Below are 25,849 nucleotides of genomic sequence, written 5' to 3'. Positions count from 1 at the left end.
TAATTGACGTAACGCCATAACAGAAAGTTCCAGCCAGCCGCCGGTATTAACAAAATTACCCCGGTTGCTGTTTCGCTCATTAAGCGGTGCTAAGACAAGTGTCCGGCAGAGTTCAAAAGACCGTTTGAAACGTTAAAGCTTTACAACATGCTTGCCCTGCCGGCAGGCCGGCCTTATTCTTCTAAATGCAGCTGTTTATTCTCCATACTTTTAATTCTAATTAAAGACTCAATCCTGACGCCCTGTTCACGCAGGGCTTTACCCCCACCCTGAAACAGTTTTTCAATTACTATACCCACCCCCGCCAGATGAGCACCCGCCTGTTCAACCAGTCTGATCAATCCTTTCAGTGCCTCGCCCCGGGCTAAAAAATCATCAACTATCAGCACCCGATCGTGACAACTTAAAAACTGACTGGCAACATAAATATCTACCGACTCGTTTTTGGTAAATGAGTAAATATTAGCAAGATAACAGTCCCCCTGTAAAGTGGAGGGTCTTTTTTTCTTGGCAAACAACAGCGGAACTTCCAGGGTCATGGCCGTTGCCAAACCCACCGCAATGCCCGATGCTTCAACCGTTAACACTTTGGTAATCTGCGTACCGGAAAAACGGCGGGCAAACTCCTGTCCGATTTCCTGCATCACAGCGGGGTCAATCATATGATTGATAAACGAGTCTACCCTTAATATATGATCGGAAACCACTTGACTGTTATGTAAAATTTTCTCTTTTAAAAGCTGCATAAAAAACCCCCTGATAAATCAGCGTTCTTCACGGTCGTAGGGCAAACCAAGGGCACCCGGCGCACCCACCCGGTTGGCCATCGCTTTACGAGTCACCATCACCAGAACCAGGATGGTAAAGATGTAGGGCAACATTTTTAAAAAGAATGAAGGAATCATAATCCCCATGGCCTGGGCACGAAAACCCAGCGCATCAATACCGCCGAAAAGATAACTGCCCAGCATGGCCCGCAAAGGATTCCAAATAGCAAATATCACCAGTGCCACCGCAATCCAGCCTCTGCCGGCCGTCATGTTTTCCAGCCAGGCGGGGGCATAAGCCAGAGAAAGATAAGCCCCGCCTACTCCCGCCAGGGTACCGCCCAGAAAAACATACAAGTACCTTAATTTATAAACGCTGACACCCATGGCATCAGCAGCGGCCGGGTTTTCTCCCACCGCCCGCAGGTGCAAACCGGGACGCGTATAGTAGATAAAAAACCAAAGCAGCGGCACTAAAATATATGTGATATAAACCAGCATATCATGGTAAAAAAATACCGGCCCCAGAAAGGGTATATCGCTAAGAAAACCCAGGCTTACCGGTTTGAAAGAATTTTCCACCGGTATGCCGATATAGGGTTTGCCGATAAAACCGGATAACCCGGTACCAAACAAAGTTAAAGCCAAACCGCTGACCACCTGGTTAGCTTGCAGTGTGACTGTCAAAAAAGCGTGGATTAAAGCCAGACAACCGCCTCCCAGCATGGCTGCCAGCACCCCCAGCCAGGGATCGTTAGTGCGGACAGCAAACACAAATCCGGTTACGGCACCCACCAACATCATGCCTTCGACACCCAGGTTAAGAATGCCGCATCTCTCTGCCAGCAGCTCGCCCAGCGCAGCGTAAAGAATGGGAGTGCCTGCCGTAATGGCGGTGGCTAAAATTGTTATGACAAAGTCCTGGGTCACCGGCTACACCTCCACCTTTGTTTTGCCTTGCAGGACAATTTTATAGCGGTTAAAAAACTCGCCACCCAATATAAAAAACAAAAGCGCGCCTTGAATCATAAATACTATGGCAGCCGGCACACCAATGGATTGTACGCTGTAACCTCCCACCTGCAAAGCGCCCAGCAAAAAGGATACTAAAATAATGGCAAAGGGATTTAATTTAGCTAACCAGGCAACAATAATGGCAGTATAGCCATATCCCGGGCTCAAGCCCTGCTGCATTCTTTGCGCAATGGCCGAAACCTCAGCCATGCCTGCCAGGCCTGCTATGGCGCCGCTCAGGAACATAACCAGCAAAATGTTTTTGGTGATATTCATGCCGGCATAACAAGCTGCTTTAGGGCTTTCGCCAATCACAGTAATTTCATAACCCCAGCGGGATTGCCGCAAGGCCAGCCAGAGCATAAATGCCAGCAACAGGGCAAAAACCAGGCCCAAATGTACCCGACTGTTACCGAGAGTAGGCAAAACCGCCGCCGCTGTAAAAGGTTTGCTGAGCGGAAAATTCATTCCTTGGGGATCCTTCCAGGGACCAAAAACAAGGTAATTTACCCATAAAATGGCTACATAATTCAGCATCAAGGTGGTTATGGTTTCGTTAACGCCCAAGTATGCTCTGGGAATAGCAGGTATAAGTCCCCACAGGCCGCCGCACAGCATACCTGCCAAAACCATGGCCGGCAGCATCACATAAACAGGCAAATCAGGGAAACTCAAGGCCACCCAGGCGGCCGCAAAAGCGCCCATATAAAATTGCCCTTCGGCTCCGATGTTCCATAACTGCATACGGAAAGCTATTGATACGCCAAGACCGCACAACATTAAAGGAATTGCCTTAACAATTGTTTCCGACAGGCCATAGGCAGAACCAAATGCTCCCTCCAGCATCCCTGCATAAACCGCGGCCACCTGTCCCAAGCCTACACCCCGGGAAGAGTTTATTCCGTTAATATAAAGAAAAACAGCACCCGTTAAAAGGGCCAGGATAATCGCTGTTAAAGGTATTAAAACCATTCCGGCCGTCGAGGGTGCTGAACGTTTTTCCAGTCTGATCATGAAGCCAAAACCTCCCCCGGTCGGACTCCCAGCATCATCAATCCGATTTTTTCCGGTTCTGCTTCCTCCACCGGAAGCACTCCCATCAAGCTCCCCTTATATAAAACCCCAATGTTGTCCGAGAGCTTTAAAAGTTCTTCCAAATCTTCGGAAATCAGCACAATGGCTGCCCCTTTGCTTCGCTGCTCCAGCAGCATTTTATGCACTGCCTCGGACGCCGCAATATCTAAACCACGTACCGGGTAAACAGCAACAATCACTTTGGGTGAGGAAGCCAGTTCCCTGGCTAACAAAAGACGCTGCAAATTACCTCCGGAAAGTTTTTTCACCGGGGCATCCAGACCGGTAACTTTTACACCCACCTCATGGATCAGACGGGTGGCAAATTGCGCAGCCTTGCGCCGGCAAATAAAAGGTCCCCTGCTTAGCCAGGGCCGGCGGTATTCCTTTAAAATCAAATTATCCACCGCTCCAAGGTTGGGAACCAACCCGGTACCCAGGCGGTCCTCAGGAATATAGCTAACCCCTTCCTGTATAATTTCCATGGGTGAGAGATTGGTCACATCTTTACCGCAAATATAAATTTTACCGCCATCCAGGGGACGTAACCCGGCAATCACCTCTGCCAGCTCGCGCCTCCCATTGCCGGCAATACCGGCAATGCCCAGTATTTCACCCTGTCTGACGGTTAAAGTAATATCCTGCAAACCAGGTCGCCGGCTGTCACTGGCAGCAGAAGCTCTGTCCAGCCGCAATATTTCCTCACCGAATTGCCCTGGTTGTTTTTGGCTGGGAACAACAACATCCTGGCCCATCATCAGCCTGGCCAGTTCCCGTTGATTTACCTGTTTTCTTTCCCTGGTGGCCACCGCCCTGCCGCCGCGCAAAATGGTAACCCGGTCTGCCACTTCCATCACTTCGTTAAGCTTGTGAGTAATTAATATAATAGATTGACCCCGGGCAGTCATCTGGCGGATAACCTGAAACAGTTCCCGGGCCTCCTGAGGTGTAAGTACCGCAGTCGGCTCGTCCAGAATTAACACCTTGGACCCTCGATAGAGCATCTTAACAATCTCTACCCGCTGGCGTTCGGCAATGGATAACTGCCATATTTTTGCGGTTGGCTCAACTTGCAGGCCATATCCCCGCGAAATTTCTGCAATTTCTTTTTCTGCTTTACCTGCCTGTAACAGGCATTTTTTTTCTTTGCTGCCCAATATAATATTTTCAGCCACCGAAAAAGTATCTACTTGTTTAAAATGCTGGTGTACCATGCCAATGCCGGCATCAATGGCATCGCGAGGAGATTTAAAGTTTACTTTTCTGCCTTCAATATATATCTCACCGGCATCCGGGCGGTAAAGCCCAGACAATATAGACATCAAAGTGCTTTTGCCCGAGCCGTTTTCACCCAATAAGGCCAGGACTTCGCCTCTCTTTACCTGCAAATCGATACAGTCGTTGGCCAACACGCCAGGAAATCTTTTGCTGATTTGCTTCATTTCCACCAGAAAATCGGCAGTCACAACCCTCTCCCCTTAAATTCAGCTGCTGGCAGGACATGCCTGCCAGCAGCAATTATTTTTATTTGGGTATGGTACCTTCTACACCTTCCACAAACCAGTCAAAGGAAAGCATATCTGCATCCGACATTTGCTGGCCGGCGGCTACACGCTCCTTGCCGGTTTGGTCTTTGATGGGGCCGGTAAATACGTCAAATTTACCGGAAATAATCTCTTGTTTTTTATTTTCTACCAATTTTTTTACATCATCCGGAACCATCGGGCCAAAGGGTGCCAGGTCAACAATTTGATCAGACATGGGCCCCCAGTACTGGTTGCTCTTCCAGGTTCCTTCTTTAATGGCTTTCACAGTTTCCACATAGTAGGGACCCCAATTCCAGACGGCAGAAGTCAATACTGCCTTGGGTGCCATTTTGCTCATGTCGCTGTTGTACCCTATACTGAACTTACCTTTTTCTTCAGCCGCCTGTTGGGGCCCGGGAGTATCCTGGTGCTGCGTAATTACATCCGCCCCGGCTTCCAGCAGACTCTTGGCTGCTTCTTTTTCAGCGGCGGGATCATACCAGGTGTTGGTCCAAACCACTTTTACCTTGGCGTTGGGGTTAACAGAACGTACCCCCAGAGTAAAAGCATTAATGCCACGAATTACTTCGGGAATGGGGAAAGCAGCCACATAGCCGATGACATTGCTTTGGGTGGTTTTACCGGCTACAATACCCGTAAGATAGCGGGCCTGGTACATACGACCAAAATAAGTACCAACATTTTCGGCGGTTTTGTAACCGGAGCAATGCAAGAACTTTACATCAGGATATTTTTGTGCCACCTTAATCACACTGTCCATAAAGCCAAAACTGGTAGCAAAAATAATTTTATTACCCTTTTCAACCAGTTCGGTAATTACCCGTTCAGAATCAGCACCTTCAGGTACAGACTCAATGTAAGTGGTTTCCACATCCGGTATTTGCTGTTCTAAATACTTGCGCCCCTGGTCATGGGCATAGCTCCAGCCGCCATCACCCACCGGCCCCACATAAACAAACGCAATTTTCAGTTTTTCAGACGATGCAGCTTGCTTTTTATCATCTTGCACCTGGGGCTTCTCGCCGCCACAGCCAGCCAAATTAAAGGCAAGCATTAACATTAAAACAAACCATAAAATTTTTTTCACCTTTTACCCTCCTTACATTTTAAAGACGTAAATCTTAACTGCTCTGTTATGACCTTTCTCACCCCCTGGATCAGAAACCTCTTTGAAACCTGTTAAATATTTTAAAGACAAGGAATAGCTTGGCATTTTATTGCCCATACTTTAAGGTAGAAGCAGTTTTGCTTTATATAATTTTGAGGAGGAAATAAATTGCAAGGTAAGGTTAAATGGTTTAACGCAAATAAGGGGTACGGATTTATCGAAGCCGAATCCGGCACGGATGTTTTTGTTCATTATTCTGCTATTCAAACCGATGGTTATCGCACACTGGAAGAAGGTCAGCCGGTAGAATTTGATATAGTAGAAGGTACTCGCGGCCCGCAAGCGGCCAATGTAATCAAACTGTAACTTAATATCAAAACAATGCCAAAAAGCCCAGGCAGATAGGCTTCATCCTCAATAGCAGAGTGAAACCTACCTCCTGGGCTTTTATCCCTATAGGTGTAGCGCAAAACGCCTGTACCGCTTGGACCAACCCAACCCAACGGTTGTGGAACCCTAGGTACACTTTCCCTCCGTAGTCAGGCAATTACGGTTGCCCGGTAGAAACACTTGGGCCAATTCCCAAGCATATACGGAAATTTTTCACTTGTCTAAATTTATACTACCAAGACTGCAAACTTTTGTCAACGAGCAAAAAACAAAAAACACCCGGTTATGGCCGGGCGTTTAGTTTAATTAAAAGAAATCCTCATAATCATCATCTTCTTTTTGACCCGTTAACTCCAGCAGCGGTTCGTAACCGATTATACCTACAGCTGCCGTCTTTACTCCCAGGAAAGTCATACATTTTCCCAACAGGGAGTGACGCAAGCTCTCAGAACGCCCTAAACCGGCAAAAGCAAGGCCTCCCACAACACTTAACCATCGCTCGGCAGGGTTTAAATTTTGCCGCATTATTTTCACCTCCATAATAATATTATGGTCGGTGAACAGAATTGTCTAACGACTTAATATTTGTTAACTCTGGCATTTCATTGCTATAGTTCTGAAGCGGCAGCCGCTTCAGAGCCCGAAACTCACGAAACCGGCAACATGGGCAGGCCAGCAAATGGACACAACACTCTTCTGTGTAGCCTCTGTAACCGTCCTCAAATACCGTCTGATCTTCATAGGGGCTGTAAGAGTCATAATAATCCTGTATCAAACCCTGATCACTTAAATCATTCCCACAGTTGGGGCAGCTGGCGGTTAGTTGAAAGAGTTGGTTGCACAATACGCATAATTTTTCCATTTTGTCACCCCATTATTTTACTGGGGTTATTGTGTCCCTTTCCGGATGATTTAAAAACTGCTCTACTGCTTGCCGGCAGTGACGGCACAGCAGCTGTATTTCCTCTGCCGTGGCTTCATCAATATGGAGGCCGGCCACCAATACCACCGGCTGATTAAGTTGCCTGGCTAATTCTTCCGCCAGCGGTTTGGCTATTTCATCATCTTTATGTCCCAACCTGGGCAGGACACTGGAATTACAACTTATTAGGCGTGAATTTTGCAAACTGGGTCGAGGCAGAGAAAGAACCACTGCCCCCACATGCGGTTTGGTACCGCCATACAGCTGGCAAACCACCCCGTCTGCCGTTATACCGGCATAAAGTTCAACCCGGTACCTGCCTTCACCGACTGTGACAGATAGGTTTTTTATCACAATGTTTCATCCTTTCCGGCAATGCGTACAACGGGGAACATCAATGCTGCCGCCCAATATTCTCTCCAGCCTGTTTAACCCTTGCCATCGTGATAAAAAATAGGTTACAACCAGAGCTAAGATAATTCTGCCAAGCAAAATAACAGTACCGTCGGCTCCCACCGCGATAAAAAGGGCTGTATCCTCCACCACCGAATGGCACAAAATCAAAAATACATTAATTATAAACAAATCCCGCCAGGACAGCCGTCCGGTCTTTACGCTTTCAATAATTAAGCCGGCACCGTATGCTAAGCCAAAGGTTAAACCGATTAAAACAGGAAAAGCACTTTCCGGGGGAAGTTTAAAAAACCTCATGGCCGGTGCCAGCCGGTGGGCTATCCTGTCCATTAGCTGTATTTCTTTGGCAATTTCCAGTATTACCATTAAAGGAATAATAATCAGGGCCATTTGCCCTACACTACGCAGACTGCCACTAACAGCAGTTTTAATAAATTCTGACCAATCCATTTTGAACATCCTCTGAAAGTTAATCTGGGTTAAATATTTTCAAAGCACTTGATTTAAGAATACCCCCACTGTCACTGAAAAAACAAAGCGACAACCGCCGACAACCCAAGGGTTAATACCGCATTTACCGGCTACCGCACTTTCAACAAAAATTGTATGGGAAAGCAGCAACATCATCGCTATAATGGTGACCTCCCGTGATGTTAAAGGCAACGAAGCCATTGCCCCCAGGGCTGCATAAAGATTCACCGCATTGCCCAGCACTATGGCCAGGGATGCCTCTCCCGGCAGCCCCAGGTATTTCATTAAAGGAGCGCACAGGGTGGCAAGTTTATTTAACAAAGGTGTAAAGCTTAAAAAAGTAACCGCCAGATAAACCGGCACCACCACTTTGGCTAGCAGCCAGGTGGTGGTTATTCCTTTATATAACCCCCGCTTGATAACGTTAACACTGACCATTATAAGCCTCCTGCCGGTTTTTTACTGAATCAGCACCCGGTTATCGCCAACCCGTCGGGTTACCCTTTCACGGTCCAGCGATTCCAACAAGGGCAGGGTGAACTTGCGGGAGGTATGCAACAAATCTCGGGTTTGCGCAACCGAAATTTCTTTATTATGCCGCAAAAAATCAACTATTTTTTGGCGAGCCTGCCGGTAACGTGCAGCAGAATAATACAGCTCTTCATCTGCCAGTTTCACCAGTTGGCCTGTTCGCAGCAGGTATTGCAAATATTCCTGGGCCTCCGGTTCTTTTAATTTATGGCTTTTTATAATATCATGCCAGGCAGGGGGTTGAAACTGCCCGTCATGCATAGCCTTAACCAAAGCATCAACCAACCTTTGCTGTTCGGCGGTCAACCGGCCGGTTAGCCTGGGACTGGCAATCGTTTTGTCGTATAGTGCAATAAGTCCCGCCGCCTCCAAAGACTGTAAGAGATGCTGAAAGTTTTTTGTATTAATGAAGGAAAATTTTCGGGAACGCAGTTCTTCTTTAGGCAAACCCTCTCTTAAGGGATATTGCTGCTGGTAGTTTTCTGTCATCGAGATAATTTCCCGACTCCAGTTATCATAAACCTGCCGGGATACCACCAACTCTTTTTGATCCGCCGGCACCACTTTAATTTGCCGGTCGGCAGCCAGTTTTTCTATAGCTAATGCAACTTCCGGCGCCGGCAAACCGGTACCTTTGACAACTTCTTCAACAGAAAATAAGGCCTGTCGGCCGGCCAAAAACTGGTTCACCAATTCCTCCGGGGTACCCAGCTCTTTGGTGGCCAGTGCCTCCAGCACGGCCGGCTGGAATCTTTTATGTTTTGGGGCATTGGCATCTAAAATAACTCCTCCGCCAATGGTTCGCATAGGCGAATAAGACCGGATTACAAAACGGTCACCTTTGCCAGCCACCGCCTGTTCCTCCAGCTCTAACTGGGCATAGACCTCTTGTCCCGGTTCCAGTTCCTCCCTGTCCAGCAACCTGACCCGGCCCAGTATTTCATCGGTACCCAGGTAAAGCCTAACCCTGGCCCGGTTTTTCAACTCTTTGGGAGCGTTGGCCAGCAGCAGCAGCCGGACATCCATCCGGTGAGAAGGCTTGACTGAACCCGGGGTAACAAGAACACTGCCCCTTTTTATTTGTTCCACTTCCACCCCTGATAAGTTTACTGCGGTACGCTGCCCCGCTTTGGCCTGTTCTACCTTTCGGCCGTGCACCTGCAGGGAGCGCACCCGGCTTACCAGGCCCTGCGGCATAATTTGCACACTGTCCCCCACTGTAATTGTACCGGTTCGCAAAGTGCCGGTGACCACCGTACCAAAACCGGTAACGGAAAACACCCTGTCCACCGGCAATCTTAACTGGCCGCCGCTGTTCCTTTCCTCGGTGTCGTCTACCAGCTTATCAATGTACTGCAATAACCGGGAAATCCCTTGCCCCGTAAGGGCGGATACCGGCACCAGCGGGGCTTGACTCAGCACGGTAGGCCGGAGAAATTCTTTTATCTCCTCGGTAACCATAGCCAGCCATTCATCATCCACCAGATCTGTCTTGGTTATCACTACAATGCCCTTTTTAACCTGCAGTAACTGGATAATATCCATGTGTTCCCGGGTCTGGGGCATCACACCCTCATCAGCGGCAATAACCAGCAAAACCAGGTCAATGCCGCCCACCCCGGCCAACATATTTTTTATAAAACGCTCATGCCCCGGCACATCAACAATGCCTGCCTGTTTGCCGCTGGGCAGCTTGAGCTGGGCAAAACCCAATTCTATGGAGATGCCTCTTTCTTTTTCTTCCTTTAGCCTGTCTGTATCGGTACCGGTTAAAGTTTTAATTAATTGCGTTTTGCCGTGATCCACATGACCGGCGGTACCAATTACAATATATTTCATAACCGGTTTACCCCCCTGCAGAATTTAATATGTCTGCCATCACTGCCGCCAGCAGGTCTATCTCATCAGGCTGCACCGTTCTTAAATCCACCAAAAAACAGCCGTCTTGCAAGCGTCCCACCACAGCAGGATCCGTCTGGCGCAAACGTTGCGCCAGTTCATCCGCTGACATCCGAGCCGGTAAGCAGGACATTAAATATGTCGGCAGTTCAGCAGTGGGCATGGATCCCCCGCCCACCTGGGAATAACCCTGCATAATCTTTAACTCTACCCTGGTTGTTAGCTTAGGGCGCAATCCGTTAACCAGCGCTTCCGCTCTTTCGTATATGGTTTGAACCGGTTCCGTCAACATTTTAAGGGTGGGAATTTTTTCAAGCACCCGCTCTGCATCCAAATAATCCCTGAGAGTGGCTTCCAGGGCCGCGACGGTAAACTTATTAATACGGACCGCCCTGGTAAGGGGATTTTGTTTCATTTTTTCGATATGCTTGCGCTTGCCTACAATAATGCCTGCCTGGGGCCCGCCCAGCAATTTATCGCCGGAAAAAGTTACCACATCAGCTCCCGCTGCTACCGTATCCTGCACGCTTGGTTCCACCGGCAAACCGTACTTTGCCAGATCAACCAAAAATCCGCTGCCCAAATCGGACATTACCGGCAAGTTATATTCCCTGCCGATTTCTACCAGTTCGGCAACTGTTGTCTCCCGGGTAAAACCCACAATACGGTAATTGCTGGTATGTACATGCAGCAGCAGAGCAGTGTTTTCCGAAATACTGTTGCGATAATCCCGGGGGTGGGTTTTATTGGTGGTACCCACCTCAACCAGACTGGCCCCGCTTTGTTCCATAACATCAGGAATTCTAAAGGATCCCCCTATTTCCACCAGCTGCCCCCGGGAGACAATTACTTCTTTTCCCCTGGCCAGGGTACCCAACGCCAGCAGCACTGCCGCAGCGTTGTTGTTAACCACCAGCGCTGCTTCAGCGCCGGTTAAGCGTACCAGCAGCTCCTCCAGGGGCTCATAGCGGGAACCCCTTTTACCTGTTGCCAAATTAAATTCCAAGTTGCAATAGACCGCTGCCACCGCATCAACTGCCTGGCGGGCAGCTTCAGAGAGCAAGGCTCGTCCCAGGTTGGTATGCAATACCACGCCGGTACCGTTGATCACCCGGCGCAAATTGGGTCTGGTGGCCGCCGCCACCTGCTTAAGGGCCCGTTCAATCACCAGATCAAAGAGATTAGCCGGGTCACTGTTAAAACTTCCTTTTAAAATATCTTGCCGTATTAGCTCTACAGCTTCCCTGATCCCGTCCACCACAATTGATCTGGGATGCATCTCCAATAAGCGGTTTACCTGATGCTGCTTCATCACTTCATCAATTTTGGGCAGCGCCCTGAGCAAAGTTTTATCAATAGCCGGACCCATTTTATACCCCCGTACCCAGTTTCTTTGTTCATTATATGGCATAAAAATGCTGAAAAGCAAGAAACCCAGCCGAGCCGGGTTATGATTAAGATTTTACGGTTATGTTCATATTTTGTATAAGACCTTTTTCGGCCCTGTTTAAATGCATGAGCATGGCTTCCCGGGCTTTTGCTTCATCACCGCTTACTATGGCATCATAAATAATCAGGTGCTGCTCATACAAGCTTCTGGGAGTACCCGGGGTTAAATATAACTTTTGTCTGACAACTTTCATTTCTCTTTTCATGGTTTCAGATATAGAATTCATAATTTTCATCAGCAAAGAATTGTGAGCTGCAGCTGCGATAGCATAGTGAAATTTTATATCCGACAAATCACCTAAGCTTCCTTGATTTATATCTTCATTCATTTTATCTAACCAATATTTAATATTTTTTAAGTCTTCTTTGGTTCTGCGCATAGCTGCCAGGGCAGCAGCCTCAGTTTCAATGATTTTTCTTAATTCTAACAGTTCAAACAAAGTATCTTTGCCGGTAGAAACAGCCAAAGACATGATATCGGTCATACATTTGGTACCCAGTTCACGCACAAAGGTACCCTCGCCCGGTCTGATCTCAATCACGCCAATGGCTTCCAAGGCCCGGTAAGCCTCGCGCACCGCCGAACGTCCCACCTGAAGCCGGTCGGCCAGTTCACGTTCCGGCAACAGCTTATCACCCGGGGTAAGCTCACCCCGAGCAATCATTTGCTTAATTTGTTCAACAATTTCTTCATATATTTTTTTGGTTTTTATTGGTCTAAATTCCACAATAAACACTCCAAAATACAATTTGCCCAACTTAAAATAATCATAATGTAACTAACAAATAATTGTAAATACTTTTAGAATAAGAAATTTTTCATTTAGACCCGGAAAACTTGACTTTAAAATTTAAACCCGGTATTGGCACCGGGTTCAAACCTTAGTCAATAATTTTTGGCCAGTTATGATTTCTTTTAAACGCTGTTCAGCGCCGGACAGATGAGTAAACATAGAAGTGCGAGCAGTTTGCTGATTGCCGTTATAAATAGCTTCATAAATTAACTCATGCTGCTGGTATAGTCTTTGGGGTGTGCCGGGGGTCAGGTAAAGATGTCCTCTGATGGTCTTCATTTCTTTTTTCATGGTTTCTGTAATGGAATTCATCAGTCGAGTCAGCAGTGAATTGTGAGCTGCGTCCGCAATGGCATAATGAAACTTAATATCGGATAAATCCCCCAGGTTACCGCTTTCAATATCCAGTTTCATTTGATCAAGACAACTTTTAATTGCCTTTAAGTCTTCTTCCGTCCTTCTGGCGGCAGCCAGGGCCGCTGCTTCTGTTTCAATAATTTTTCTTAATTCCAGCAATTCAAAAAGCGTATCCTTACCGGTCATGACCGCCAACGACATAATATCAGTCATCGGTTTATTGCCCAATTTGCGGACAAAGGTACCCTCCCCCGGCCGGATTTCTATAATGCCAATGGCTTCCAAAGCCCGGTAGGCTTCACGTACCGCCGATCGTCCTACCTGCATGCGCTCTGCCAGTTCTCGTTCCGGAAGAAGTTTGTCGCCTGGATTGAGCTCACCCCGGGCAATCATGCCTTTAATTTGCTCGACAATTTCTTCATAAATTTTTTTAGCTTTAATAGGTTTAAATTCCACAGGCAGCACTCCAGGTCTTTTATTAAATTTATTAAATTATCATAACACACAATAAGGAAAAAAAGCACAAAAAACTGTTTAATAATAGAGAGTTATGGGGTTATACCCCATAACTCTCTATTTATTTTTTAGTGAACGCTGATCTTGGCACTTTCTTTGCCAAATTTGCCGCCGCCCACTTGTTTGTAGGCGTATACGGCAATACCCAGAACCACTACAGCGGTTACGGCCAGAATCAACATACCCTGGCTGCGCAGAGCAGCTTCCGCGGCTGCGGCAGCCTGGGGAGAAGCGTTAGCCACAGCCTGCTTGGCTGTTTCATATACCGGAATCATCCAGGTTAATACATAAGCCTGCAAGTATGTGATGACGCAAATAATAGCGGTAAAGAACAAACTATGCAGCACGGTAAAGCGGAACAGGTCGCCTTCTTTACCCACCAGGTTGCAGGCAGCGGTTGCCACAGCAATGGACTGGGGAGAAATCATTTTGGCAGCCACACCGCCGGAGCTGTTGGCAGCCACCGTCAGCACAGGATCCACTCCGATGTCAGCCGCTGTTACCGCCTGCATCTTACCAAACAAAGCGTTGGCAGAAGTATCAGAACCGGTTACAAACACGCCCAACCAACCAAGGATGGGGGCTACCAGCGGGAACAAAGCACCGGTAACGGTAAAAGCCTTACCCAGCGTGGGTGTCATACCTGACCAGTTGGCAACATAAGCAAAGGCCAGTACGCAGGCAATGGTAATTAACGGGAAGACCAGGCTTTTTACGGTTTCCTGGAAAGTCTTAATAAAATCACCGAAGCTAATCTTAAGAATAAAGGCCGTGATAATGGCGGATATTAAGATGGCTGTGCCGGCAGCAGACAGGTAGTTAAATTTATAAACCACCTCGATGGGCTTGCCGCCTGCAATAATCATTTTGTTAACGGCATCAAAGGGAATTTTAACGGTTACTACATCCAGCAATGTTTTTACCGATTTGAGACCCCAGTCTCCGATCAAAATAGTTAATACAATAAAGGGCGACCAGGCTTTTGCAATCGTACCGAAGGAGTGTTTCCTTACTTCAAGTGTTGCAGGGGGTTCATCCTTAAAACGCCAGATATTTTGGGGCTTCCATTTTCTCAAGAAAAGCACCATCGCAACAATGGATACCAGCGAGGAAATAATGTCAGGCAACATGGGGCTCATGTAGTTGGCGGAGAACCACTGGGCCGCAGCGAAGGAAACACCGCACACCAGGATAGCAGGCATAACTTCCTTGGCACCCTTCCAACCGGCCATAATGAATACCAACCAAAACGGTACAAAAACAGACAGGAAGGGCAGCTGACGACCAACCATTTGGGAGATGGCCATGGTATCCACGCCGGAAACAGCACCTGCAGTGATAATGGGAATGCCGATACCGCCAAAGGCTACCGGGGCTGTATTAGCAATCAAGCAAAGACCGGCAGCATACAGGGGGTTAAAGCCCAGGCCCACCAGCATACCGGCGGTAATGGCCACCGGGGTGCCGAAACCGGCCGCACCTTCCAGGAAGGCGCCGAAGCAGAATGCTATTAATAAGGCCTGCAAACGGCGGTCATCGGTAATGGCGGCAATGGAATCTTTAATAATTTCAAACTGCCCGCTTTTAACAGTTAACTGATAAAGAAAGACCGCTGTAAGAACAATCCAACCAATGGGAAACAGACCATACAAAGCCCCGTAGATGGAAGACCAAATGGCTAACTGAGCAGGCATGCCATGTACAAACACTGCTATGCCGATAGCTAACAGCAAAGTGATACTGCCTGCTATATGCCCTTTCATCCTGGCAATAGCCAGGGCATAGAACATAAATAAAATAGGAATTGCCGCCACCAGGGCTGACAGGAACAAGTTGTCAAAGGGATTTATGACTTGGGTCCACTCCATAGTATCTTCTCCTTTGCAATTAATAAAAAACGTTAATCAGACATAAGCACAAAGTAAGCAAAACAAAAATACAAGCAATACAAAACAAATCAAAAACTGATACAATTGCGATAATATAAAACATCTAAATTTTTTGAATTTTGATTTTCTACCACCCCCATTCACTTATATTTATTAGCCTGCAGGTTAAATAACCTGTTGGCTTAATGGCTTGACCAATGATGAGTAAATGTTTTGTTGAACAAGCAAATACACCAAATTATAATTCTTCAATTTATTTAGTTATCTTTGCAAGATTTTAAATTGTTAATTAATTAATGCAATTCTTATTATAGGGTCTTCTGGTTGAGTAGTCAACCATTGTGATGGTCTGACCATTTAGTTAATCATAATTTTTCGACATCTAGCGATAAATTCCTTCGTATTTGGAACTATTTTTTAAAATATTTAAACTTTATCTTAAATTGAGAATAATCAATATTTCAATTTGGTTTTTATTAAGAATCTTTTTCTAATATTAGCTAAAAAAAGACCGGTACGATTGTACCGGTCCAGCTTGCTTTTGAGTTTTTTGCTTTTTCTTTCTTTAGATGTTTTATATTATCGCAATTGGCTTAGTCCCGGTAGGAACGGGCTTGACGAGCTGCCACAATACCAAGACCAACCATAATGAGAACCGAAACTGCCAGAGCCACCAGGCTGAACCCGCTGTCAGGCGCCGTGGCCGCCGCAGCTGCAGCGTGAGCTTCTACCATTTCAGGCACCATCCCCCTTAAATAATATGCCTGGGCATATACTACAATACCCATAATGGCTGTAAAGATCAGACTGTGCTTAACGGTAAATCTGAACAAATCACTTTCTTTGCCGACCAGGTTAACCGAAGCACAGGCTACAGCAATACTCTGAGGTGAAATCATTTTGCCGGCTACCCCGCCGCTGGTGTTGGCAGTTACAGTTAAAACAGGGTTTACGTCAATTTGCTCAGCAGTAATACGCTGCATATTGCAGAACAGAGCATTGGCAGAAGTATCACTGCCTGTTACAAAGACGCCCAGCCAACCCAGGAAAGGCGATACAAAGGGAAAGAAAGAACCTGTTACCGTCAGGGCTTTGCCCAGAGTGGGGGTAATGCCGGCAAAATTAGCAATATAGGCAAAACCCAACACACAAGCAATAGTAGTTAAAGGAAACTTCAGGTTATTTAAAGTTTCGCCAAAAACAGAAACATAAGTACCAGGACGAATTCTTAAAATCAGGGCAGATATAACAGTCGCCAGCAGAATAGCGGTTCCGGCAGCCCCTAACCAGTTAAACTTGTACACCACTTCCAGCGGCTTATCGCCTACAATAATTGCGTTATGCAAGCCGGCAATGGGGATTTTAACCGTAAGCTTGTCTAACATGTACTTAATACCGCTGATGCCCCAGTCGCCGATCAGAATTGTTAAAACAATAAAAGGTGTCCAGGCTTGGATTACACGTCCGATGGGATGTTTTTTAACTTCCATGCTGGCAGCCGGCTCATTGGGGAAGCGCCAAATGTTTTTGGGTTTCCAAACCTTTAAGAAAGCCACCAGAACAACAATGGAAATCAAGGCCGAAAGAATGTTGGGGAGCTCCGGGCCAATCTTGGCTGCCACAAACCACATGGTTAAGCTAAAGCTGGCAGCGGTGACAAAAACAGCCGGAAACACTTCTTTAGTACCCTTCCAACCGGACATAATAAATACTAACCAGAAAGGTACAATAAAGGAAAGCAACGGCAACTGGTTAGCAATCATTTGGCTGACCACCATAGGATCCAGGTTGGATACCTTACCGGCTGTAATAATAGGAATGCCGATACCGCCAAAGGCTACCGGAGCTGTGTTTGCAATCAAGCACAGACCTGCCGCATAAAGGGGCTGAAATCCCAAGCCCACCAGCATACCGGCGGTAATGGCCACCGGCGCCCCAAACCCGGCAGCACCTTCCAGGAAAGCCCCAAAACAATAGCCGATTAATAAAGCCTGCAAACGGCGGTCTTCCGTAATGGAAGCAATTGAATCTTTAATAATGCCAAAGTAACCGGTTTTTACCGTCAGGTTATAAAGAAATACCGCACAGAGAACAATCCAGCCGATCGGGAATAAACCCGTTAATACACCGTACAGTGTGGAAAGCAAGGCTAATTTTACCGGCATACCATAGGCAATAATAGCCACTGCAATGGCGGAAGCCAGGGTAATGGCACCGGCAATGTGCCCTTTCATTCTTTTAATGGCCAAGGCGTAAAATAAGATCAGTATGGGAATTGATGCCACCAGGGCCGACAATCCTATGTTACCGAAAGGGTTTGTTTCTTGTACCCACATGTTGCTTTACCCCTCATTTCCAAAAAATTAATAAAATTATTGCTGCAAAAAATCCGGTTGCTTGCCAAATTCCTTCCTTCCACCTCCCGACTGTAGTTTTATATTACACAACATTCTTTTTTGAAGAATGTCACTTGCAGTCATTAAATATCCCTTCATTATTCTGGCATTACTTTATAGGTTAGCCGGTTAACCAGTCAAACGGTTAATCAGTGTGTTGTGGTTTGTGGTTTGTGGTTTGTGGTTTGTGGTCAAGCGCTCTTATGTTTAGAAGTTATTATCGTCATATGGCATAATGGTATGACCACAAATAATAATATAAACTTTACTCATCATTGTCATTTTTCAGTATATTAAAAAAATCGACAAAAATCAACTTTAATTTTAGCCGAAAAATTTAATTTAACCACTTTTATCCTTAAATATCCAGCCTGTTTAACCTGTATTTAAACCAGTCTGGCCTTTCACCAATTCTTGATACAGCTCAGGTCGCCGTGCCCGAAGATAAAAACTGTTGGCCATGGAACCGGCCTGTTGCTGCCTGATGGTGTTAATTTTGCTGCCCGCTAAATCTGCCACCAGCAAAGATGCTTCTCCCCGAAAATCTTCCGCCACAATATTACCTTTAGGATCAAGTATCAGGGCACCGCCGCAAAAAATACGCCCCTGTCCGTCCTCCCCCACCAGGTTGCATGCCCCGATAAAAACGGTATTATCATATGCCCTGGCCGGCAGGTACTTTAGCCAGATATCCCGCCTGTCACCCACAAAGGAAGGAGAGGCATGGGGAGCAAAAATGATTTCGCAGCCCCGCAGGGAAAGAATGGTTGCCAGTTCCGGAAAATGAGTATCCCAGCAAATTTGTATGCCGAACTTTGCCTTGGCAGTAGCAAATACCTTAATATCATCACCGGCACTGAAGTAAGGTTGTTCACTTTTGCCCAAGTGTGTTTTCCTGTATTTATCCACCGTACCGTCCGGATATACAACTATTTGCGTAATAAATGGCTTGGCCTCTCCGTTTCTTTCTGCCATTCCGGCAATCACCGTGATATTATTCAGTTTTGCCATTTGTTCCAGGGAAGTGACAAAGGCACTGGACGTAATATCCTGGGCAAATTCACCCGCCTTTTCTCTATGGTACCCTTGTAAGCACATTTCGGGAAAACAGATGATATCCACCGCCTGCGCGGCTGCTTCCTCAACAAATCTCCCCATCACTGCCAGATTATCATTCAGCCGTCCCACTTTGGCCTGCATCTGTACCAGCCCAATCCTGGTGTCCAGCAATTAGCAAAACCTCCTTGCCCTTTAAGTCGGGGACGGTTGACAAGCGGCATTCGTCAGACAAATGCCGCTTGCCAACCGCCCCGACCAAAAAATAATTATTAATACACTCTCCCGGTATTACATAATATTTCAGTAATTTGCCGTGGCTTATTCATAGTGTATAAATGAATGCCTTCTACGCCATTTTCCATAAGATCCAGTACTTGTTGGCTGGCATATTCTATGCCGGCCTTTTCCATGTCTTCCGGCCGGTCACCGTATTTATCCACCATCATGAGCAGTTTGGCAGGCATTGAAGCACCGCATAAAGATATGATGCGTTTAATTTGTTTTGCGTTTAGCACCGGCATGACTCCGGCCATAACCGGACAGGCAATGCCGATTCGGCGGGCGTTTTCCATAAAATTATAAAAAATTCTGTTATCAAAAAATAACTGGGTAATTAAAAAGTCTACCCCTTGATCAACTTTGTACTTTAAATGGTTCAGGTCTTCACTTAAACGCCTGCAGTGGGCATGTCCTTCCGGATAAGCGGCTGCCGCAATGCAAAAGTTGTTATGCTTTTTAATATGACTTATCAAGTCAGAAGCAAAGGAGAATGCACCCTTTGTAAAATCATAATGCGGATTATCAGCCGGCGGGTCACCCCGCAAAGCCAACACGTTTTCTATGTTCGCCTCCTGCAGCCCTTGCAAAATCATATCAATCTCGCCGGCTTCATGTCCTACACAGGTTAAATGCGCCAGTGTTTCCACCCGGTAGTGGTTTTTAATACGGGAAGCAATTTCTTTAGTCCTGCTGCGGCTGCTGCCGCCGGCACCGTAGGTAACACTTATAAAATCAGGTTTTAATTTTATTAAACCTTCCAGGGTAGTAAAAATTGTTTCTACAGGCGTATCTGCTTTGGGAGGAAATATTTCAAAAGAAATAACCGGCTGTTTGGTTGCAAAAAGCTTAGCAATTTTCATTTTTCATCACCTTGTTTATGTAGTTTGTCTGTGTTTTATTATAACTGCAGTTAACCCATTGGAAAATAACAAAATGTTTGCCCTTTCCTTACAACCTTCTTAAATCTTGACTGCTGTTATTGAATGAAAGTTCGGGAGATAATATACTGATAACTGTCAAGAACAGAGATAATTTGGTAAGGAGGATTTCCATGACTACTGAAAACAATTTGAAAGCCGCTTTTGCCGGCGAATCCCAAGCCAACCGCAAATATCTTGCTTTTGCCGCTAAGGCCGATCAGGAAGGATATCCTGCCGTGGCTAAGCTCTTTCGTGCCGCCGCCGAAGCGGAAGCCATTCACGCCTTGAGCGAATTAAAGGCTCTGGGGGCTGTTAAATCTACCGCTGAAAATTTACAGGCCGCCATAGACGGCGAAACCTATGAATTTACCCATATGTACCCTGGCTTTATTCAAGAAGCCTCGGGTGAAGGTAATGAGCAAGCCCGGCGGGCTTTCCATTTTGCCAATGAGGCGGAAAAAGTACACGCTGCATTGTACAAAAAAGCCCTGGAAGCTCTGGAGAAAAAAGAAAACCTCGATTATTACCTCTGTCCGGTATGCGGCTATATCCATGAGAATACCGCACCGGATAAATGCCCGATCTGCGGTGCCAACGGCAGTGCCTTTAAAAACGTAGGTTAACTTGCACCGGCTTTAAAGATTAAAAGGCCCTTCTAATTCCTGACTGGCTTAAATGTAAAGCAGGCTGTATGCAGCCTGCTTTGTTCGTTACATCTCCCTGATAATCCGGTAATCCGTGGTGCGCTGGGCCGGCCGAAACCCGGCATCTCTGATGCAACGCAGGATTTCCTCCAGTTTAACCCGGTAGGTGACTCCTGCTGCCCGCACAACATTTTCCTCCAGCATGGTACTGCCAAAATCGTTGGCTCCAAAACGCAAGGCCACCTGAGCCAGCTTGGCTCCCTGGGTCACCCAGGAAGCTTGCAGGTTTTTCACATTATCCAGCATTAATCTGGCCACTGCCAGGGTTTTTAGGTACTCAACGCCGGAAGCGGTTTCACCGCCCAGCCGGGTATTCTTGGGTTGAAAACTCCAGGGGATAAACGCCGTAAAGCCGCCGGTTTTGTCTTGAACCTCCCTCACCCGAACCATGTGCAAAATTCTTTCGGTAGGGGTTTCAATATGCCCGAACATCATGGTGGCAGTGGTTTTCATGCCCAGGCTGTGGGCAGTGGTCATAACCTCCATCCATTCTTCCCAGGTTATCTTATGCGGGCTGATGGCTTTACGCACCCGGTTATCCAGTATTTCGGCACCGCCGCCGGGCAGCGAGTCCAGGCCGGCCGCCTGCAATTGCTGTAATACCTGGCGCAAGGAGAGTCCTTCCTTTTTGGCAATATGCCAAATTTCCGGCGGGGAGAAAGAATGAATATGAATGTTATACCGCCGCTTGATGTCTTTAAGTAATTCTAAGTAGTAGTCCAGTCCCAGTTCTGGATGCAGGCCTCCCTGAATCAGCAGTTCGGTTCCTCCGGCAGCAATGGTTTCGTCAATTTTTTGATATAGTTCCTGACGAGCAATGATATAGGCATCCGGGGCATCCGGTTCCCGCCAGAAAGCGCAAAATCGGCACCGGCAACTGCAAACATTGGTATAGTTAATATTGCGGTCAATGATAAAGGTAACGCGGTTTTCCGGATGCATCCTTTGCCTGACGGCATCCGCCGCTGCCCCCAGGGCAAGCAGATCAGAAGAATTTAAGAGGGCAACGCCCTCTGCCACACTTAACCTTTCTCCTGCCACAGCCTTGGCCAATATTTCAGATATTTTAGGCATCTTCTTCACCCCAAACAGACAACCGCACCCGTTCCTCAATCAGACCGCTTTTATAACAGTAGTCATAATAGGTAAGCAGGGCCCTGCGATGATCTGCCTCAAATTCATTGTTTATGGTTTTAAAGTATTCCTCCAGGTACTCCAGCGGCATGCCGGTACGGCGTCTGCTTTTTTCCAGCAGTGCCGGCATGTTTTCTCCCGCTATGCGTTTGGCTTCCGCCAGCATGCCGCAAAGGGCCTGTACCTCTGCCGGGTATTCCCTGGCAAAATCCTTGCGCACTATCCATAAGGCATAGACCATTCTTTCGCCGGTAAATTGCTTCCAGACCTCTCCCAGGTCTGTTACATGATAAGGTAATTGTTCTTGCACAACCCTGAGATGCGCCCGCATGGCATCATCACCGATTAACAAGGCAGCGTCTCCTTCTGCCATCATGTTATCCAGATTCGGCGGCATGGTGACAAAATTAGCTTCTACATGATAATAGTGATCAAAAAGCACCTTTAACAGAGCCACTGCAGTGGCAGAAGAAGATGTCAGGCAAACCTTCTTGCCGTCCAACTCGGTAACAGAGTTATGGCTGAATAATAAAATGCTTTTCACCGGCCCGTCAGCACTTACCGATAACCGGGGCAAAATCATATACTTGTCAATATGCCTGGCATATTCAACAGATGATATAGAGGCTACCTCTAACCGGCCCGCAGAAAGCATTTGGTTTAACATGGTGGGCGGTCCCTTCACCAGCTCACCGTTAAAGGGCAGCAAACCTTCCTCAAAAGCATGGAAAACCGGTAAAGTGTTCAGGTAATCCACCTGCCCCAACCTTATTCTGGCCACTAAAAACCCTCCTCAATAACGTTATACAGGGTATCTCTTTCAACTGGTTCCTTGCCTGCCGACTTAATTAAATTTATCAATCTGCTTTTTGCCATCATTTGAGCTGTTGCCGCACCGGCTTCGTGAACAATTTTTTCTTCTACAACCGTGCCGTCTAAATCATCGGCACCAAAATGCAAAGCTACCTGGGCAATTTTGGGACCCAGCATTACCCAATAGGCTTTGATGTGATCAAAATTATCCAGCATCAACCTGGCAATGGCCAGGGTTTTTAAGTCATCAAAGCCGGTTGTCAAAGACAGGTTATGGTCAGCCAAAGCGGTATTCCGGGGGTGAAAGGCCAGCGGTATAAAGGCTAAAAATCCACCGGTCCGGTCCTGCAACAGGCGCAACTGAATCAGGTGATCTATTCTTTCTTCAATGGTTTCTACATGCCCGTAAAGCATGGTGGCATTAGTCTTCATCCCCAAACCATGAGCCGCTGCATGAACTTCCAACCAACGACGGGCACTGATTTTTTGGGAGCAAATAATATCCCGTACCCGCTGTGCAAAAATCTCGGCACCGCCACCGGGTAAAGAGTCCAGGCCGGCTTCCCGCAATGCCTTAATGACATCCGTCAGGGACATATTATGCAATGTTGCCAGGTAATCAATTTCCACCGCAGTAAAGGCCTTTATAGCGGCGTTGGGAGCCGCGGTACGGACACGCCGCAGCATAGCCAGGTAGTAATCCAGTTTAAGCTCCGGGTTAAGCCCGCCCACGATGTGTATTTCTGAAATTTTTAAACCGTGACACTCCCTGGCCTTGGCTTCCACTTCATCAAGGGACAAAGTATAAGCCCCCGGGTCTTCAGCTTTACGGCCAAAGGCGCAAAGCTGGCAAAGATTCTTGCAAACGTTGGTATGATTAATATGCCGGTTAACGTTAAAATAGGTTTTGTTACCGTTCTTGCGCGTTCTTACCAAGTTCGCCAGATAACCGATGAACAATAAATCAGGCGAACGATAAAGGCGGATGCCGTCTTCCCTGCTTAACCTTTCACCTGCTGTCACCTTTGCCTCGATATCTGCTAACTCATGGTTTGCCAAAAAAGTATGCATAACTTTCTCCTTTCCTTACCGGCCGCATTTCCGGTATTAAGGAAGCAATATGTCAGCTACCGTGCAAATAAACATCATCACACTTAAGGTACCGTTTAACTGGAAGAAGGCCACCCCGGTCCTGGAAAGATCCTCCGGAGTTACCAGGATATGTTGGTAGGCCAGCAAACCGCACGCTATAACCACGCCCATAAAATAAAACAGACCTAAATTCAACAACAGGCCCACCGCTAAAAAGCACAGGGGTGCCAGCACATGGACAATGGTAGAGATCCTGAGGGCATTCTTGATGCCAAACCGAGCCGGAATGGAAAAAATTCCTTCCCGCCGGTCAAAGTCATAATCATCACAGGCATAGATAATGTCAAAACCCGCCACCCATAGCAAAACGCCAATACCCAACAGGATGGGCGCCGGATGAAAACTGTCGGTAATGGCTACCCAGGCCCCCAAAGGAGCCAACCCCAAGGCAATACCACACCAAAAATGACAGGTCCAGGTAAATCTTTTGGTATATGAGTAAAAACTCAGGGCAAAAACTGCCACGGGAAATAATTTAAAGGCCAGCGGGCTTAAATTGTAGGCAGATACTGCCAGCAACCCAAAGGATAACAGTATATAAATCCATACCTCGGTTACTCCCAATAATCCTCTGGGCAGCGCTCGTCCCGCCGTACGGGGGTTTTTGGCATCAATGCGGCGATCCACCAATCTGTTAAAAGACATGGCAGCGGTCCGGGCCCCCACCATGGCTAAGGTAATCCAAATAATATGATGCGGGGCAGGAATCCGCTGTTCGGTTAACAATGCCCCGATATAGGCAAAGGGTAAAGCGAATACTGTATGCTCAAACTTAATCATCTGTAAAAAAATTTTTAGTTTAGAAGCCATACTCTTTCCACTTCCTGTCTACCAGGGCCTTAATATCCTCACTCATCACAATATCTGCCGGCCATTCCCGGGGATGACCCTCGGCCGGCCACTTTCTGGTGGCATCTATCCCCATTTTGGCCCCATAATAGGGGGTTGGCGAAGAATGATCCAGGGCATCCAGGGGGCCGTCTACAATTAATACATCTCGCCGGGCATCAATGTTATTAAAAACGCGCCAGGCCACCTCCGAAAGATTCTGAACGTCCACATGATCATCCACCACAACAATTAATTTGGCAAACATCATCTGTCCCATACCCCACAGGGCATTCATTACCTTTTTGGCATGGCCGGGATAGCGCTTTTTAATGGAAACGATAACACAGTTGTGAAACACGCCTTCCGGCGGCATGTTCATATCTACCACTTCCGGCAACTGCAAGCGCAACAATGGTAAAAAAGTTCTTTCAATGGCCTTGCCGATAAAATTATCCTCGATAGGGGGCTTGCCCACGATGGTTGCGGGGTAGATAGGCCGCTTGCGGTGCGTAATGCAGGTCAGGTGAAAGACCGGATAGTAATCAGCCAGCGAATAATAGCCGGTGTGGTCGCCAAAAGGTCCTTCCCAGCGGGTTTCTGCCGGATCAACATAACCCTCTAAAATGATCTCCGACCTGGCCGGCACTTCAATATCCACCGTTTCGCATTTTACCATTTCCACCGGTTCCTTGCGGATAAAGCCCGCCAACAGCATTTCATCTATACCCGGCGGCATGGGGGCAATGGCTGAGAAAATACAGGCCGGGTCAGCACCCAGGGCCACTGCTACTTCCAGCCGTTGCTTTTTGTTTTTTTGTTTGCGGTAGTTTTCCGCACCGTCTTTATGTTTGTGCCAGTGCATACCGGTGGTGGTTTCGTCGTATACCTGCATGCGATACATACCGACATTTCTTCTGCCGGTATCCGGATCTTTGGTAAACACCAAAGGCAGGGTAATAAAAGGACCGCCGTCCAGAGGCCAGCATTTAAGCACCGGCAACGCAGCCAGTGAAGGCTTATCTTTGATAATTACTTCTTTACACGGACCGGTGCGAACTGTTTTGGGAATAAATGAAGAAAGCTGAGCCAGCTTGGGTAAGGCTTTCAGTTTATCTATAAAACCGGTAGGCAGTTCGGGGGGCTGCAGAAACTCCATAATTTGCCGGCCGATATCATCCAGGTGGTTAACCTGCAGGGCCAGTTTCATGTGTTCCAAGGAACCCATCAGGTTAGTCACCACCGGCATGTCATAGCCCTTAACATTTTCAAACAGCAGGGTGGGACCGCCCATTTTGCAAACACGATCGGTAATTTCCGTAATTTCCAGGTCAACGCTGACCTCAGTGGTTATTCTTTTTAATAATCCTTTGTTTTCCAAGGTTTTTATATATTCACGCAAATCTTGATAGGCCACGTTTT

Annotated in this window: 24 protein-coding genes and 1 riboswitch; of the genes, 2 read left to right on the top strand and 22 right to left on the bottom strand. The window is 47.0% G+C overall.

The genetic code is table 11. From position 1 onward, the window contains the following. Positions 1–173 precede the first annotated feature (173 nt). Genes DESHY_RS00700 through DESHY_RS00680 form a run of 5 tightly spaced genes read right to left on the bottom strand, consistent with a single transcriptional unit; the run spans position 174 to position 5,489 of the window. Positions 174–746, bottom strand: coding sequence for a xanthine phosphoribosyltransferase (locus tag DESHY_RS00700; RefSeq protein ID WP_008409662.1), 573 nt, complete (start codon positions 744–746; stop codon positions 174–176). A gap of 18 nt (positions 747–764) precedes the next feature. Continuing rightward, on the bottom strand, positions 765–1,697 hold the full coding sequence (locus DESHY_RS00695) for an ABC transporter permease (protein ID WP_008409660.1): 933 nt from the start codon (positions 1,695–1,697) through the stop codon (positions 765–767). A gap of 3 nt (positions 1,698–1,700) precedes the next feature. Continuing rightward, positions 1,701–2,795 (bottom strand): ABC transporter permease, encoded by a 1,095-nt coding sequence (locus DESHY_RS00690; RefSeq protein WP_008409658.1) that lies wholly within the window; start codon positions 2,793–2,795, stop codon positions 1,701–1,703. Beyond that, a complete protein-coding gene (locus tag DESHY_RS00685; RefSeq protein ID WP_008409656.1) occupies positions 2,792–4,321 on the bottom strand; it encodes an ABC transporter ATP-binding protein in 1,530 nt (509 codons plus the stop codon). Before DESHY_RS00685 ends, DESHY_RS00690 begins: the two co-directional genes overlap by 4 nt. Positions 4,322–4,379: 58 nt before the next feature. Then, positions 4,380–5,489 (bottom strand): BMP family ABC transporter substrate-binding protein, encoded by a 1,110-nt coding sequence (locus DESHY_RS00680; protein ID WP_008409654.1) that lies wholly within the window; start codon positions 5,487–5,489, stop codon positions 4,380–4,382. Positions 5,490–5,678: 189 nt separating this feature from the next. Between DESHY_RS00680 and DESHY_RS00675 the strand changes: the two genes are divergently transcribed. Further along, the gene (locus DESHY_RS00675) at positions 5,679–5,876 is read left to right on the top strand and encodes a cold shock domain-containing protein (protein WP_008409652.1); all 198 of its coding nucleotides are present in this window, start codon (positions 5,679–5,681) and stop codon (positions 5,874–5,876) included. A gap of 150 nt (positions 5,877–6,026) precedes the next feature. Further along, a riboswitch (purine riboswitch) is annotated at positions 6,027–6,126 on the bottom strand. An 80-nt stretch (positions 6,127–6,206) separates the two neighbouring features. Here DESHY_RS00675 and DESHY_RS00670 read toward each other — a convergent pair. From DESHY_RS00670 to metF, 12 genes are all read right to left on the bottom strand, one after another. After that, positions 6,207–6,425 (bottom strand): hypothetical protein, encoded by a 219-nt coding sequence (locus DESHY_RS00670; protein ID WP_008409650.1) that lies wholly within the window; start codon positions 6,423–6,425, stop codon positions 6,207–6,209. Positions 6,426–6,774: 349 nt separating this feature from the next. Then, positions 6,775–7,176 carry a prenylated flavin chaperone LpdD gene (gene lpdD / locus DESHY_RS00665; protein ID WP_008409646.1) on the bottom strand — a complete coding sequence of 134 codons (402 nt, stop codon included), beginning with the start codon at positions 7,174–7,176 and terminating at the stop codon, positions 6,775–6,777. 6 nt (positions 7,177–7,182) lie between these two features. Further along, positions 7,183–7,686, bottom strand: coding sequence for a nucleoside recognition domain-containing protein (locus tag DESHY_RS00660; RefSeq protein WP_008409644.1), 504 nt, complete (start codon positions 7,684–7,686; stop codon positions 7,183–7,185). Between the two features lie 39 nt (positions 7,687–7,725). Further along, on the bottom strand, positions 7,726–8,145 hold the full coding sequence (locus DESHY_RS00655) for a nucleoside recognition domain-containing protein (RefSeq protein WP_008409642.1): 420 nt from the start codon (positions 8,143–8,145) through the stop codon (positions 7,726–7,728). Between the two features lie 21 nt (positions 8,146–8,166). After that, the gene (gene selB, locus DESHY_RS00650; protein ID WP_008409640.1) at positions 8,167–10,077 is read right to left on the bottom strand and encodes a selenocysteine-specific translation elongation factor; all 1,911 of its coding nucleotides are present in this window, start codon (positions 10,075–10,077) and stop codon (positions 8,167–8,169) included. 7 nt (positions 10,078–10,084) lie between these two features. Next, positions 10,085–11,506 (bottom strand): L-seryl-tRNA(Sec) selenium transferase, encoded by a 1,422-nt coding sequence (selA, locus tag DESHY_RS00645; protein WP_008409638.1) that lies wholly within the window; start codon positions 11,504–11,506, stop codon positions 10,085–10,087. Between the two features lie 85 nt (positions 11,507–11,591). After that, positions 11,592–12,314: a FadR/GntR family transcriptional regulator gene (locus DESHY_RS00640; RefSeq protein WP_008409636.1), complete on the bottom strand. Its 723-nt coding sequence runs from the start codon at positions 12,312–12,314 to the stop codon at positions 11,592–11,594. 147 nt (positions 12,315–12,461) lie between these two features. Next, positions 12,462–13,193, bottom strand: a complete 732-nt coding sequence (locus DESHY_RS00635) for a FadR/GntR family transcriptional regulator (RefSeq protein WP_008409635.1) — start codon at positions 13,191–13,193, stop codon at positions 12,462–12,464. A 128-nt stretch (positions 13,194–13,321) separates the two neighbouring features. After that, positions 13,322–15,121, bottom strand: a complete 1,800-nt coding sequence (locus DESHY_RS00630) for an L-lactate permease (RefSeq protein ID WP_008409634.1) — start codon at positions 15,119–15,121, stop codon at positions 13,322–13,324. Between the two features lie 614 nt (positions 15,122–15,735). Further along, positions 15,736–17,478 (bottom strand): L-lactate permease, encoded by a 1,743-nt coding sequence (locus DESHY_RS00625; RefSeq protein ID WP_008409633.1) that lies wholly within the window; start codon positions 17,476–17,478, stop codon positions 15,736–15,738. 435 nt (positions 17,479–17,913) lie between these two features. Then, entirely contained in the window at positions 17,914–18,768 is an 855-nt protein-coding gene (locus tag DESHY_RS00620) for a nitrilase family protein (RefSeq protein ID WP_008409632.1), read from the bottom strand. A gap of 98 nt (positions 18,769–18,866) precedes the next feature. Then, complete coding sequence (metF, locus tag DESHY_RS00615) at positions 18,867–19,736, bottom strand: methylenetetrahydrofolate reductase [NAD(P)H] (protein ID WP_008409631.1); 870 nt, start codon at positions 19,734–19,736, stop codon at positions 18,867–18,869. Between the two features lie 191 nt (positions 19,737–19,927). Between metF and DESHY_RS00610 the strand changes: the two genes are divergently transcribed. After that, complete coding sequence (locus DESHY_RS00610; protein ID WP_008409630.1) at positions 19,928–20,419, top strand: rubrerythrin family protein; 492 nt, start codon at positions 19,928–19,930, stop codon at positions 20,417–20,419. Positions 20,420–20,506: 87 nt separating this feature from the next. Here the strand turns inward: DESHY_RS00610 and mqnC are convergent, their stop codons facing one another. The 5 genes from mqnC to DESHY_RS00585 are packed head-to-tail and all read right to left on the bottom strand — an operon-like array spanning position 20,507 to position 25,844. After that, positions 20,507–21,574, bottom strand: coding sequence for a cyclic dehypoxanthinyl futalosine synthase (gene mqnC / locus DESHY_RS00605; RefSeq protein ID WP_174269689.1), 1,068 nt, complete (start codon positions 21,572–21,574; stop codon positions 20,507–20,509). Then, positions 21,567–22,415 (bottom strand): menaquinone biosynthetic enzyme MqnA/MqnD family protein, encoded by an 849-nt coding sequence (locus DESHY_RS00600; RefSeq protein WP_008409628.1) that lies wholly within the window; start codon positions 22,413–22,415, stop codon positions 21,567–21,569. The genes mqnC and DESHY_RS00600 overlap by 8 nt, the downstream gene beginning before the upstream one ends. After that, a complete protein-coding gene (gene mqnE, locus DESHY_RS00595; RefSeq protein WP_008409626.1) occupies positions 22,415–23,518 on the bottom strand; it encodes an aminofutalosine synthase MqnE in 1,104 nt (367 codons plus the stop codon). The genes DESHY_RS00600 and mqnE overlap by 1 nt, the downstream gene beginning before the upstream one ends. Before the next feature lie 36 nt (positions 23,519–23,554). Then, positions 23,555–24,409 carry a UbiA-like polyprenyltransferase gene (locus DESHY_RS00590; RefSeq protein WP_008409624.1) on the bottom strand — a complete coding sequence of 285 codons (855 nt, stop codon included), beginning with the start codon at positions 24,407–24,409 and terminating at the stop codon, positions 23,555–23,557. Then, positions 24,399–25,844, bottom strand: coding sequence for a menaquinone biosynthesis decarboxylase (locus tag DESHY_RS00585; protein WP_008409623.1), 1,446 nt, complete (start codon positions 25,842–25,844; stop codon positions 24,399–24,401). Before DESHY_RS00585 ends, DESHY_RS00590 begins: the two co-directional genes overlap by 11 nt. Positions 25,845–25,849 lie beyond the last annotated feature (5 nt).

Origin of the sequence: Desulforamulus hydrothermalis Lam5 = DSM 18033 (assembly GCF_000315365.1) — a bacterium.
GTDB lineage: Bacteria > Bacillota > Desulfotomaculia > Desulfotomaculales > Desulfotomaculaceae > Desulfotomaculum > Desulfotomaculum hydrothermale.
This window is presented reverse-complemented; position numbering and strand designations above follow the sequence as displayed.